This window comes from Chloroflexota bacterium, from assembly GCA_020161265.1.
GTDB lineage: Bacteria > Chloroflexota > Chloroflexia > Chloroflexales > Herpetosiphonaceae > Herpetosiphon.
In genome coordinates, this window is record JAIUOC010000012.1 from 36048 (window position 1) to 50174 (window position 14127).

Annotated in this window: 8 protein-coding genes; all 8 read left to right on the forward strand. The window is 47.0% G+C overall.

Annotated features, from left to right (window positions below):
• The first annotated feature begins 227 nt into the window (after positions 1 to 227).
• Positions 228 to 6335, forward strand: a complete 6108-nt coding sequence (locus LCH85_23710; GenBank protein MCA0355013.1) for a hypothetical protein — start codon at positions 228 to 230, stop codon at positions 6333 to 6335.
• Between the two features lie 1037 nt (positions 6336 to 7372).
• Complete coding sequence (locus LCH85_23715) at positions 7373 to 7810, forward strand: hypothetical protein (protein ID MCA0355014.1); 438 nt, start codon at positions 7373 to 7375, stop codon at positions 7808 to 7810.
• 6 nt (positions 7811 to 7816) lie between these two features.
• Positions 7817 to 8299 carry a hypothetical protein gene (locus LCH85_23720; protein MCA0355015.1) on the forward strand — a complete coding sequence of 161 codons (483 nt, stop codon included), beginning with the start codon at positions 7817 to 7819 and terminating at the stop codon, positions 8297 to 8299.
• A gap of 174 nt (positions 8300 to 8473) precedes the next feature.
• A complete protein-coding gene (locus LCH85_23725) occupies positions 8474 to 8722 on the forward strand; it encodes a hypothetical protein (GenBank protein ID MCA0355016.1) in 249 nt (82 codons plus the stop codon).
• A gap of 19 nt (positions 8723 to 8741) precedes the next feature.
• Positions 8742 to 9293, forward strand: coding sequence for a hypothetical protein (locus tag LCH85_23730; protein ID MCA0355017.1), 552 nt, complete (start codon positions 8742 to 8744; stop codon positions 9291 to 9293).
• A gap of 683 nt (positions 9294 to 9976) precedes the next feature.
• A complete protein-coding gene (gene ilvD, locus LCH85_23735; GenBank protein MCA0355018.1) occupies positions 9977 to 11662 on the forward strand; it encodes a dihydroxy-acid dehydratase in 1686 nt (561 codons plus the stop codon).
• Between the two features lie 47 nt (positions 11663 to 11709).
• Positions 11710 to 13422 carry a biosynthetic-type acetolactate synthase large subunit gene (gene ilvB / locus LCH85_23740; GenBank protein MCA0355019.1) on the forward strand — a complete coding sequence of 571 codons (1713 nt, stop codon included), beginning with the start codon at positions 11710 to 11712 and terminating at the stop codon, positions 13420 to 13422.
• 11 nt (positions 13423 to 13433) lie between these two features.
• Positions 13434 to 13964: an acetolactate synthase small subunit gene (gene ilvN, locus LCH85_23745; protein MCA0355020.1), complete on the forward strand. Its 531-nt coding sequence runs from the start codon at positions 13434 to 13436 to the stop codon at positions 13962 to 13964.
• Positions 13965 to 14127: the final 163 nt, after the last annotated feature.

Sequence of the window (14127 nt, forward strand, 5' to 3'; positions counted from 1 at the left end):
TATTGATCGAGAATTGAGAGTATCAACGAAGGTCTACTCAAGGTCTGATTTTGAGACAATCATGCCTTAATGAGATAGAGAGTGTATCCCATCTACACTATTCCTTCATATTAATCAACATAACTGCCTAATGGCGGTTATGCTTTGATGTTTGCCTAGCCTATTTGTGATTCAATGTATTCATGATAGGTTGTTGCTGGCTTATTTTCTTATCATGAGAGAACTCTATGATCATCTCTTCGCGCCTTAAGCGCTCGGTTTCGGCTGCCTTATTAGCAGCGGTTACCGCTTCCAGCATTCCAGCTGGCCTTGTTCGTGCCCAAAGCCCCGATCGGGTCGTTGAGCAAAACCCAACCATCCCGCCCGTTTCGGTTGTACGCACAAGCGAAAAACAAGCACCTAGCTTTATCCTTGATCTTCAAGCAGAAAAATCCTTTGTTCATGTTGGACAAACCCTTAATTTTAATATCTATCTAGCGAACCAAGCAGCCTATCCTGGCAAAAATGCTGTGCTGCGTGTGCCAGTTCCAGCCCATACCACCGCACTGAGCAAGGCCAATCTTTCAGCTGATGGACGCTACTGGGAATGGACATTTGCCGAGATTGCAGCCAACCACTCACAAAGCTTGCAAGTGCAAGTTCGGGTTGATGCAGCCCCCGAAGGCGCGATCCTAACCACTGCTTCGATTGGCGCAGCCCAACTTGACTTACCAGTTTCGGCGCGGGGCGGAGCAATTGTCTTAAGCCCAACCAATGCGGCAGTTACCGCCAACCGCAGTCAAGCAACCCAAGTCGAGAGTAGCGACAAAACCCTTAGCGTGACCCTCGGCAAGAGTAACACCAGCCAATCAGTTACTCTGGTTACCGGAAACGCTGATCTGCCTACATTTAGCCAACGCGGCTTTGCACCCTTTGCCTTGCAAACCAGCGCCAAAGCAAGCACCCTCGATGCAACGATTCAAATTAACTATACTGAAGCCCAATTGTTGGCTTTGAATTTGAATATCGCTGATCTGAGCTTGATGGCCTATGATGAAGCGACCAAAACTTGGTCAAGCATCCCGGTCACGATTGATAGCAAAACCCGCACTATCGTTGCCAAAGTAATGACTGGTGGTTCCTATCAATTAAGTGATGGCTCATCCCCATCGGAAGCTTACATTCCCTCATTACAAGCATGGCAAACCAGCCTCTACACGGGCGGCAATAGCGCTTCGTATCCAATCGATGTGCCTGCTGGCCCCGCTGGCTTGAAACCATCGCTGGACTTGAGCTATAACAGTACCAGCCCCGATGGACGTGGTGGGATGCGGCCCAAGCAACAAGCAAGCTGGGTCGGACGTGGCTGGAGCTTGGATCTTGGCTCAATTTCAGCCAACAAGATTAGCATTAATCCAAGCACCGCCCAAACCGTTAAATACTATTCAATGGTCTTCAACGGTATTTCATCGGATCTTATTCGCTCGGAAGCTTTGGTAGGCTCGCCACTTGAGCGCAACCCAACCCACTGGGCATGGCGTTCGACCAACGAAAATTTCACCAAAGTCGAAGTGCTGGATAATGGTGTTTCCGATGCCAATCGTGGCGCAACCATCAATGGCCAATGGCAACCACGTTATTTGTGGCGCATTTGGACTAAAGATGGCATGCTCTACGAATTTACCGAAGATCTGTGGATGGGCTGGAATGATTGTGCTGTTTCCAGCGATCTTTCATTCGAAACCTATAAATGGCTCTTATCACGGGTGGTTGATGTTAATGGCAACACGATTAGCTACAACTACGACCGCAATAGCTATACAGGCAATAACTTAACCTGTCATCCCACCAAATATGGTCAAGGTCGGGTTGATCGCGATGCATGGCCAACCAGCATTACTTGGGGGGGCAATTTTAACGGGGCAATTGATCGCTATAAAGTTGTGTTCAATTCCTCAGTTCGCACCAACGATACAGTCTATGAATCGGTCGATAATCAATATGGTGGGGTAAATGGGGTTGAAGGCACGCCACGCGAAACCCGCCAGTTGAACAATATCCAAGTATTAAGCAAACAAAATACAACTTGGGAATTAGTTCGCCAATACAACTTAATTACCGATTACTCAACCTATTCTGATAACACGGTTACGACCAATAACGTATTGAGTGCCGACACTGCCTATCCAAAACTGACCTTAAAAGGGATTCAGCGCATTGGCAAAGATGGAGTCACGGCATTACCTGCGACAACATTTAGCTATGGACCAACGCGGGGAACAGCTCAATTCGTCAATGGCGATTGGAATCGTTTGACCAGCGTTAACAATGGTCAAGGCGGCACCAGCACCTTTGCTTATGAAACCATCGGCGCAGTTATGAACAATAATCTGTTTGCCAATAACCGCCGGATCATTAGCAAAACTAATAACGATGGCCGTGGCAATAGCTACACCACAACCTATAGCTATACCGGAGCAACCTATAATTCTTTAGGCTCAATTCTGGATAACACCCAGGCTGCCGTTCAAGCCTACGCGAACTCGGCAGTCTTGTATTACAATGAATATTGGGATCTTGCTCACCCCAATGATGTATGGCTATTACACAAACCCTATAAAGAATTCCGTGGTCATGCCAAAGTGACTGAGCGTGATGCTAATGGTAACGAAACCGATCACTATTTCTATCAAGGTGATGTAGGGTGTAACCCAACCGCTGTTGGTAACGGCATTTTAAATGATGCATGTTTCTTGCAGTTGCGCGATCGCGAAATCTTGAAAGGCAAGGAATATCGGACGGTTCAACGTCAAGGCACGAGCAGTACCATGCTGCGCGAAAAGGGCGAATTCTACACGGTTGAATTCTATACCTATTCCAGCACGCCATTAGCGGGTTTGTGGCGCTCATTTGATTACACCAACGAATCATTCAGCGTCAATTATGATCCCGCTCCTGCTGGCGGCCCTACGGCAACCGTTAACCGCACCAAATACTACTACGACCCAGCCAACCAAGGTGGCGTGCAGTATGGCAATGTTACCAAAGTTGAAGAGTTGGATGTCAGTGGCGCGGTCTATCGCTCAACCACCAATACCTATACGCCCAATACGAGCACGGCCTATATCGTTGATCGCTTGACCACGCAAGTCATCCGCGATGGTCAAAATCGTTTGTTGGCCTTGACTGAAAATCGCTACGATAGTGCAGTAACGACTCCAGCGGTTGGGACGCGTGGTTTGCTGACCTTGGTGCGCAAATACAATAATGTGCCATTAGCGACCAGCACCACTGGCGTAACCCTCACCAGCAGCGATACCAGCTATGGCTACGATGTGTATGGCAACCAAACCACAGTTACAAGTTATGCCCAACCAGGTACGCGCTTGTTCAATGGTTCAACTACCACATTTAGTGCACCAGGCAATGGATCGAGCAGCAGCACGGTCACAACAACCTACGATCCAAACTTCCATGCCTTCTCAACCAGTGTGAGTCAACCAACCGGCAATACTAATAGCCCAAGCTTAAACGAAAGCGCTGGCTATGATTATCGCATGGGAACCTTGACCAGCGTAACTGATGCCAATGGTAATGTCACCAACGCTGAATATGATGTCTTTGGGCGGATGGCGGCACTAATCAAGCCAGGCGATAGCAGCACCTTGCCAACCGTCAAAGCCTACTATGCCGATAGCGCCCTACCCTTCCGCTTTTGGACAGAAACTCGCGAGCATGCTGGGTTAAGTGGCGTTCAGATTAATAGTCAGTTCTATGATGGCTTAGGCCGCAAGATTCAAACCAAACAAGAAAGTATCAATGGCAGCCAAAATATTGTGGTTGACACCAAATATGATGGATTAAACCAAGTTACCCAAGAATCGCAACCACGCTATGTCACTGAAACCAGTGGCACCTTCGGGGCTTACACAACAGTTCCTGGTAGCGGGGTGAATTGGACAACCAAGACCTATGATAGCCTTGGGCGCTTGTTAACCTTAACTACCCCTGATGGGGCCAAAACCACCAAGCGCTACTGGCAATACAATAACCTCAGTTTGATCGATACGATTGCCCCCAATCGCAATCGGACACAACATCGCTCAGACGAATTTGGGCGGTTGGTGCAGGTGCAGGAACTCAGTGGCAATTGTACGAGCTTTGCCTTCTTGAGCGACTTTAGCTGTACTGGCAATTACACCACCACCTGGGCCAGCTATGGGATGACCACCTATACCTATAGCCCGCTCGATTTGCTGACCACCAGCACCGATGCCAGCAACAACGTGACCAGCATGACCTACGATTCATTAGGTCGCAAGCTCACCATGAACGACCCCGACATGGGCGCATGGAGCTATGCCTACGATGTTGATGGTAATCTGACCAGCCAAACCGATGCTAAAAACCAAACCTTGAGCTTCGAATACGATTTACTCAACCGTTTGACTACCAAGAAGCAAGGTTCAACTACGATTGCCAGCTATACCTACGACCAATTTGGTGGATCATATCCCTATGGCAAAGGCCAATTAACTACTATGACCGATGCCAGTGGCAGCACGACCTATGGCTACACGCCACGAGGTGAAACTCAAATTACTGCCCAAACGGTCGATGGCACAACCTATAGCACCTATAACACCTATCGTGCTGACGGCCAACCAAATACCGTCGTCTACCCAACTGGCGAAATCATCACCTATAGTTATGACGCTGCTGGCCGTCAAAATGGTCTCAGCTCAAGCCTTGGTGAAGTCTTCCAAAGTAATGTGAGCTACGATGCCTTAGGCCAAAAAACTAGCGAAGTATTGAATAATGGTTTACAAACCCAATATAGCTATAATACCCTGAGCCGACGCTTGACCAATATCAATGTGTCGGATGTTCAAGGTATTGTTGGGACGGTTTTTAACCGCGACTTTACCTATGATCTCGCTGGCAACGTCCAAACGATTGCCTCGATGGATAGCTTGAACGCTAACGAAATTATGCGCTATAGCTATGATCATCGCGATCGCGTAACTAATGCTTGTGCCGTTACGAGCAGCAGTAGCAGTGTATGTATTGGGGGTGCAACCTTCAATCAAAGCTACAGCTACGATGTGCTTGGCAATATCACCACCAAAGCAGGTGTAAGCTATAGCTATACCAATGGCAAACCTCACGCCGTTTCCAGCATCGGTGGCCAAAGCTACACGTATGATAACAACGGCAACATGCTGAGCGGTGGTGGTCGCAGTTACACGTGGAACATCGAAAACCAGCCAACCCAAATTAGCACCAGCACTGTCACCGAAACCTACAAGTACGACGGCGATAACTCCCGCGTCAAGAAAACCACTACGACTGGCGGAACAGTCAAGAGTGTGCTGTATATTGGTAGTGTAGAATACTGGAGCGATGGCAAGGTTGTTTCTAGCTATGCAGGTGTTGCTGCTCGTACCACTACAGGTAACCCTAGCACGAGCAATCGCGGTAGCGTAATTTATCTCCATGTTGATCACCTTGGTTCAATCGGGGCTGTTACCAATGGTAGTGGTACGGTGATCGAAGCCGAACGCTATGATCCTTGGGGCGCAACCCGCAGCGGTAACCTTACTAGCACCGAACTTGGCTACACCGGCCAACGCAAAGATGACGGTACAGGCTTGTTGTTCTACAATGCTCGCTACTATGATGCCACGATTGCACGTTTCACCAGTGCTGATAGTATTGTACCTGAAGCCAATGATTTTGATGAGATAGATTATGTTGAATCCTCATCGCTTATTGGGCTTACTGTTGATTTTCACGAAAAGACCTTCGTAGAAAGTATAGCAACTGAGTATGCAACTATTAAGCAAGATGGATTCTTCTTCCAAATTGAAGCAACAAAGAAAGAGTCTTCTCTTAAAAATCTTTGGGGACCGCAAAACCCTCAAACTCTTAATCGGTATGCATATGTATTAAACAATCCTTTAAAGTATACTGACCCTACAGGACATGCTGGATGTGGATATTGGGGACAGTTGTTTTTAATATGTACAGATCCGCAAACTACAGCGTTCATGCATGATGTACTACCTTGGTTTGCATTGTTAACTGCGCCAGCAGTTCCAATGAGCGCAACATTTGCAGGATATGATACTTTACTTTATTTCCGCGAGGGCAGGACTAAAGAAGGTATTATGTCATTGGTACTGATGGCACCAGGCAAATTTATGATTTTGGTTAATTTCGTAAATAATCTAAATTCGCTAGGCTCCAAAGGTATGTCTAAACCAACGAAGCCAGCCGCACCAGCTAAACCAGCTAAACCAACTACTAAGCCTAAACCATCTTGGCTACCTGGAGGGCGTGGTCTTGGAAAATAATTTATAATTTAATAATGCGGAACTTCTAAGCCAGTTAGGTTATTTGAACCCTTTACAATAAGAACTTTACTAGATTTTATCTAATCGCTATCAGATGATAGCGATTAGATAAAATAAGGATATATTATGAAAGTATTAAGAAAATTCATCTTAACAACATCAATTTATTTAATTATTATATTTATTTTTTTTGTTAATGAACATAAAGAATCAAATATAGATAACGTAATTTATTATTACAAATTCAATTATCTATTTTTTGCTTCATATCTAATTTTATTTCCAATAAATATGTATATCAATAAAGAAATAAAATTAAATTATCGAATATTAAATAACGTTATAATATTATTCATTCAAATCATATTGTACTTTTCAATTTCATCAAATTCATTAACTATAAATAAAGAATTCATAAAATGCAATAATAATTACATTTATTATAAAGAAATTAATTATATCTCAATAAAAGATAGTGGCAGGTTCAATTCAAAATATTTAATTACCAATAATAACATTATTATACCGCTATCAACTATATGCGCATCAAAAATAGATATAATCAAAGATAATTTAACAAGTAAAGGAATTAATGTTAATTAAATATTCGATTATAGTAATTCAAAAAATATTTCAAATTACCATATCTGTATAACCAGTGTTGCTAGTTCAAATCACAAAATCAAGGAAAGACAATCTTCCATTTGTGAGCTGCAACAATGCATTAAAGCATGCGGCAACAAAGCCCAAACGCATATCCATGCCGCGTGCAGTTCTATGGGTGAGTTGCTTGATCTGAAAGATTCGTTCCAAGATACTGAAGGTCGTTTCAATCAAAAAGCGGCAGTTCCACCTGCCGCGCTCGCAAATTTTGATCTGATACGATGCGGCTGACCCGTCGAACTATCAATCGTGAAATTGGCTGGGATGATATTCCGATCTCTATTGGTAATAGGGTTCCATGTTTAATTCAGTCCTTCGTTGTAGAATAGCAGCAGATTCTCCACGATATATTAACTCTATGCGGAGCGCAATGCTTGAGCCAACTCAGCAGCATCAAATCAACTCTTAGCCAACTCAACGGCGGAGCTTTTTGGTTTCACGGCCCAAGCTGTGATCTCGAAAGCTTCGTTATTCGCGTTGGCGAGCCGCGCACGCGAGAATTTCGATATTATCAATTAACCATCAACTGTGCTTGGCGTTTGCGTCAGCAGCAACAAGTCTTGCTCAGTAGCGAAGATTGGCTGTATGACGACGCTAATAATATCGAATTTGAGCCAAGTGTTGCAGCATTTTGGGCCAAGCATAATCCTACCAGTTTAATTATTTGGTCGATTGACGTGCAACCGCAGAGTGGCGATCTCTGCTTTTCAATCAATTATGATTATAAACTCGACATTCTGATCAATGCCGCAGCTGGTCAACATTGGGTTTTGCACCGCGATGGACTCGAAATTTGGCGTTATCGCAGCTAGGGGTGTATGCACAAAATTCCGATCATTCAACAAAAACTAGCAACCTTGCTTGGCCAAGTGCTGTGGGATGGCTTTGATGTTGCAGGTATTCTGTGTTTGCGGATTGGCGAAAAGCGCCTGATTATCAACCGCAAGCAGCAAGAAGTTGAGATTGGGCGTTATAGTTTAAATATTGGCGGCGTATGGCGCTTCTGGCAACACCAAAAGCTCATTATTGCAAATGGCGATTGGGCGCAGCCTGATCCGACGGGAGTTGAACCTTCAGCCTTGCAGCGTTTTTTAGCGACGTTTTGGCCTCAATCCTTGTTTATCCGCAGCATTCAAATTAATCCCATCGGCGATGTTCAATTGCATTTGAGCCAAGGATATTGCTTAGAATTATTGATTAGTTCAACCAATAACGAATACTGGCGCTTGATCGATAATGATACAGGCGAGCATTTTGTCGTTGAAGCGCATGATGACGAAGCTACAGAAGATTTAGGTTAATCCGTAGCCCGTTTAGCCTCGGACGTTGGTAGGAGCCAGTAGCCGAGGCTTTTTAGTATGCTTCGACTAGGTATTTTGCCGCTTGAGAGAGATTAACAATGCAACCAATTGGCAACCTTAGTAGCTAGTTGGCGTAGAATAAACGAGTTTCAAATTGAATTGAATGGTGTGGTTATGAATCAGAAATCTGTCAATCTCCTTAGCTTGATCAGTGGATTTTTGGGAACGTTCCTTGGCTTGGTCATTGCTTACCGAGCGATTTCAACTGAGCAGCTCTGGCCAAATCTTTGGGGTGGTATAGGCATTGGTGTATTGGGCTTAGATAGTTTGCTTGATAAAAGAATTAACACTTTTGCTAAATCATTTATTTTGATTATCGGAATATTATGTTTAGCTATTTATATTATTGGATTACTTAGTTAATTACGAAAGAGAGTCTGAGATGCGAATGGTACGTTGGATCATTATTGGCTTTATAATTATTGCTGCAATACTTGGAGGTTATCTTTGGCTGAATCAATCAGAACCACGCCCAATTCCGCCAGCAGGTTGGCAAACGATTGAGCAAGATAATCTAATCGTTTCATTGCCACCAGAATATATCGTCTTGAACCCAAAGCTGGCGAGTGCCAATCTTGATTTTACCAAGACCTATAGTGGAACCTATGAAACTTTAGCAAAAATCTCTGCTGCTCCAGTCAAAATCGATTTTCTAGCGGTGAACTCTGAAAATGGCGATACGATTATAGTTATCGATAAAACATTCAATAAAAATTTTACTCTATTTAATGAACAAATAATTAATATTTCAGATTTGATGAGTAGTATTCGCAACTATAACCAACAAACAACTGATACATTTGTTACTGGCAGATTACTAACAAAATATGACAATATATTATTTGTCGATCGCATTAGTGAGAGCAACCAACATGAAAAGAGTAAACATATCTTTGAGCTAATTGGCCAGAATATCGTATTGGAAGATGATTAAGCCACGATCGCAAAACACACAGCAAAGCTTCATGCCAACCCTTGACAAGCCATGACTGAAGTTAAGTAAATTACTCAAAAATCCAACTTGACAGACTCTAGCTGGATGTGTATACTCTGCACAAATAACTTTTGTAGGAAACTACCAAATGAGTAATCGTCCCGCGTTTATTATTATTAGCAACCTCCTTAGCCTCGTAATCGTCGTCATTACGCGGTCACTTTTGTGTGGGAGGGGCTAACAAGCCTCGCGGGTAGTTCAAAAGAACTCAAGCCCCTCCCAATCGGGAGGGGCTTTTGATTTGTGATTAAGTTAGCTTCTGGAGGATAAACACATGCGGAACTTGTTGACAACTCTCGTCACCATGATCACTCCTCGTCCGCAGTTTATTATTCTCCAACCCATTCCCATTTGGTCGTGTCGCGTAGGCCGTCGTCTGCGCTAGAGCGATAACCCGAACCGTTGCGATGATTGCAACAAACCCCGGAGCAGTGTCGCTCTTTCGTTCAGCTCATTGTTGAGTATGTTCGCCCATCTTGCCTGTGTTCAGCATCGGGACTGACAAGGCTTGCTTTCCTATTGCCAAAATCTTGCGATCTGCGGCCAATCCACTTGGAGCATTGGTTCAATCGCCTTTCAACGATGGCCTGTCCAGCCATCAGTTCTCTATGCGGGGAGCATCTATGCGTTCAGATACGATCAAGCGGGGCTTTGCACGCGCTCCACATCGTTCACTCCTACGTGCGACGGGCCAAATTCAAGATGATAGCGACTTTCAAAAGCCGTTCGTCGCGATCTGCAATTCTTATATTGATATTATTCCTGGCCACGTTCACTTGCATGAGTTTGCCAAAATCGTGAAAGATGCAGTCCGGGCAGCAGGCGGCATTCCTTTTGAATTCAACACCATTGGGGTTGATGATGGCATCGTGATGGGCCACGAAGGCATGCGCTATTCGTTGCCATCGCGCGAGTTGATCGCCGATTGTGTTGAAACGGTGGCAGCAGCCCACTGTTTCGATGCGATGATCTGTATCCCCAACTGCGATAAAATCGTGCCTGGCATGCTGATGGGCGCTGCCCGCGTCAACATCCCCACCGTTTTCGTATCGGGCGGGCCAATGCAGGCTGGCCGCGATAAAGATGGTAATAAAGTTGATCTGATCAGCGTGTTCGAGGGCGTTGGTCAACATGCTTCTGGCCGGATCAGTGATGAACGGCTGCTGGATCTGGAGCGTAATGGCTGCCCGACCTGTGGCTCCTGCTCAGGGATGTTCACCGCCAATTCGATGAATTGTCTGTGTGAAGCACTGGGAATCGCCCTGCCATACAACGGTTCATTACTGGCCACCGACCCCGCCCGCCACGAGCTAGCCCGCACCGCCGCCACCAAAGTCCTCGAATTGCTCCACAAGAATATTTCCTTCAGCGATATTGTCACTCCCGAATCAATTGATAATGCGATGGCGCTCGACGTAGCCATGGGCGGCTCGACCAACACCGTCTTGCACGTTTTGGCCTTGGCGCGTGAAGCAGGCTTGGATTATCCAATCAGCCGCTTTAACGAGGTTGCCGCTCGCGTGCCCCACTTGGCCAAAGTTAGCCCAGCGTGGGATGGCAATCGCCAATGGCATATGGAAGATGTGCATCGCGCTGGTGGCGTACCAGCAATTATGGCCGAATTGGCCAAAAAGCCCGATGCCCTACACTTGAATGTGCCAACCGTGACCGGCCAAACCTTGGGTGAACAATTGCAAGGCATCGCCAACGAAAACCCTGAATGCATCCGCCCAATCGAAAATCCCCACTCAGCCCAAGGCGGTTTGTGTATTTTGTTTGGCAACTTGGCTCCCGAAGGCTCAGTGATCAAAATTGGTGCAGTTGATCAACATCAAATGACATTTAGCGGCCCTGCCCGTTGTTTCCCCAGCGAAGAAGCCGCCACCTACGCCGCCCGCGCTGGCGAAATTCAAGCTGGCGATGTGGTAGTTGTGCGCTACGAAGGCCCACGCGGTGGCCCAGGTATGCGCGAAATGCTGGCCTTAACCTCGTTGCTCAAAGGCATGCCTTTGGGCGAACAAGTGGCCTTATTGACCGATGGTCGCTTCAGCGGCGGCACACGCGGCCTGTGTATTGGCCATATCTCCCCCGAAGCCGCCGAAGGTGGCCCAATTGGCCTGATCGAAAATGGCGACATCATTCACATCGATTTAGCAAATCGCCTGTTGGCAGTTGACCTCAGCGAAACGCAATTTGCCGAACGCCGCGCTGCGTGGCAAGCCCCAGAACGCAAACATCAACGTGGCTGGTTGGCACGCTACACCCGTTTGGTGACGAACGCCAGCAATGGCGCGGTGTTGGAAGCATAGATCTGCAACTTATTGACATTAAACCTTACGCAAGGCGAGGTATACCGATGAAAACGCTAACTGGTGCTCAAATGATGTGTGAAGCGTTGCTAGCCGAAGGCGTTGATGTGATGTTTGGCTATCCAGGTGGGGCGATTATGCCGTTCTACCACGCGCTGCCCGAATATCCCGAATTGCGCCATATTTTGGTGCGCCACGAACAAGCTGCGGGCCATGCCGCCGAAGGCTATGCCCGTACTAGCGGCAAAGTTGGGGTTTGTGTCGCCACCAGCGGCCCAGGCGCAACCAACTTGGTCACGGCAATTGCCGATGCCATGATGGATTCAGTGCCAATTGTGGCGATCACAGGGCAAGTGGTCACCTCGTTGATCGGCAAAGATGGCTTTCAAGAAACCGATGTGACGGGCATCACCCAGCCAATCACCAAGCACAATTATTTGGTGACCGATGTGCGCGATTTGCCCCGTGTGTTCAAAGAAGCCTTTCATATTGCCCGAACTGGCCGCCCTGGCCCAGTATTGATCGACGTTGCCAAAGATGTACAAAACGCCCGTGGCGTATTCGAGTATCCAGAATCGGTCGATTTGCCAGGCTACAAGCCCAACTATGATGGCAATCGCCGCCAAATCAAAGAAGCTGCTAATTTACTGAATCAAGCCAAAAAGCCCTTGATTATGGCAGGCCATGGCATTTTGCTGGGTCACGCAAGCGTCGAATTACGCGAATTTGCCGAAAAAACTGGCATTCCGGTGATCACCACATTGTTGGGCATTAGCTGCATTCCCGAAGATCATCCGTTATCGTTGGGCATGCCTGGCATGCACGGTTGGGTCCATGTCAACCGCGCCATCCAAGAATGCGATGTGTTGTTTACGATTGGCGCACGCTTCGACGACCGCGTAACTGGCAAATTAGATACCTTTGCCCGCAACGCCAAAATCATTCACGTCGATATTGATCCGGCTGAAGTTGGCAAAAATGTGATTACCGCCGTGCCAATTGTCGGCGATGCCAAGCGCGTGCTGGAAAACTTGACCGAAATTGTCAACGCCAACGAGCATAGCGAATGGCTGAACCATATTCGTGATATTCAGGCCACGCGCTCCAAGCGCCAACGCGACCCAGAAAGTGGCATGTTCACGCCACACCATGTGTATGCCGAATTCACCCGCATTATGCAAGGCGAATTTCGGGTTTGCACCGACGTGGGCCAGCACCAAATGTGGGCAGCTCAGCTGATCGAATATATGAAACCCCATACCCATATCACCTCTGGCGGTTTGGGAACCATGGGTTTTGCCTTGCCAGCGGCGATGGGCGTGCAAGTCGCTTGCCCCAACGAAGAAGTTTGGGCAATTGCCGGCGACGGCGGTTTTCAAATGAATTTGCAAGAGCTAGCCACGGTGGTGCAAGAAAGCCTACCCTTGAAGATTTGTATCATCAACAATGGCTACTTGGGCATGGTGCGCCAATGGCAGGAGCTTTTCCACGAACGCCGCTATTCGGCAACGCCAATGTGGAGCCCTGATTTTATCAAATTGGCTGATGCATATGGTATTCCTGGGGTGCGAGTCGAACGCGCCGAAGATGTAGCCGAAGCAATTCAGCAAGCCCGTTCAACCAATGGCCCATTCTTGATTGAATTTGTGGTTGAGCGCGAAGTCAATGTCTATCCAATGGTAGCTCCAGGCGCGAGCATCAGCGATATGTTCGAAGATCCCAGCGAAGTCGAAATCGAAGACGTTGTGGCAGTGAAATAGGCTCACAGGAGATTTTTGCAATGAAACATACCTTAGTTGCTTTATTACGTGACCAACCTGGGGTGCTGAACCGCTCAGTGAGCCTGTTTCGCCGCCGTGGTTTCAATATCGAAAGCTTGACCGTTGGCCATACCGAAACGCCTGGTATCTCGCGCATGACCTTGGTGGTCGATGGCGATACCACCAGCGTCGAACAAGTGATCAAACAACTCTATAAATTAATCGATGTGCTGAAGGTCAGCGATGTTAGCCAAGACCCGAATGTCACCCGTGATTTGCTGTTGGTCAAGGTGTATGCACCGCCAGCCAAGCGCAGCGAATTGATGCAATTGGCCGATATTTTCGGAGCCAAAATTGTCGATGTTGTGCCCGATGCCATGATGATCGAACTTAGTGGCAGCCCCGAACAACTCGACCGCTTTGTTGACCTGATTCGCCCGTTTGGCATTCGTGAGCTGGTTCGCACGGGCTGCGTAGCGATGACCCGGGGCGCATCGACGGTCAGCGGGCCATATCAAAACCAAGAATTTCGCGCCGCTTAATTGAATTCAACGAGGCAATTGCCTCTTCATTAATAAAGGATCACGACCATGCTGCAACCAATGTTTGAAGAAGAAACCACCGCGACCGCTGATAAAGCCCACTATAGCGACGAAGATGTCAATTGGGATACCTGGTGGGGCGATTACGGCGAGACCATGGAAT

Excerpts from the sequence above, each read along its gene's own strand:
- ilvB (MCA0355019.1), top strand. The coding sequence starts at position 11,710 with ATGAAAACGCTAACTGGTGCTCAAATGATGTGTGAAGCGTTGCTAGCC.
- LCH85_23710 (MCA0355013.1), top strand. The coding sequence starts at position 228 with ATGATCATCTCTTCGCGCCTTAAGCGCTCGGTTTCGGCTGCCTTATTA.
- ilvD (MCA0355018.1), top strand. The coding sequence starts at position 9,977 with ATGCGTTCAGATACGATCAAGCGGGGCTTTGCACGCGCTCCACATCGT.
- LCH85_23725 (MCA0355016.1), top strand. The coding sequence starts at position 8,474 with ATGAATCAGAAATCTGTCAATCTCCTTAGCTTGATCAGTGGATTTTTG.
- LCH85_23730 (MCA0355017.1), top strand. The coding sequence starts at position 8,742 with ATGCGAATGGTACGTTGGATCATTATTGGCTTTATAATTATTGCTGCA.
- LCH85_23720 (MCA0355015.1), top strand. The coding sequence starts at position 7,817 with ATGCACAAAATTCCGATCATTCAACAAAAACTAGCAACCTTGCTTGGC.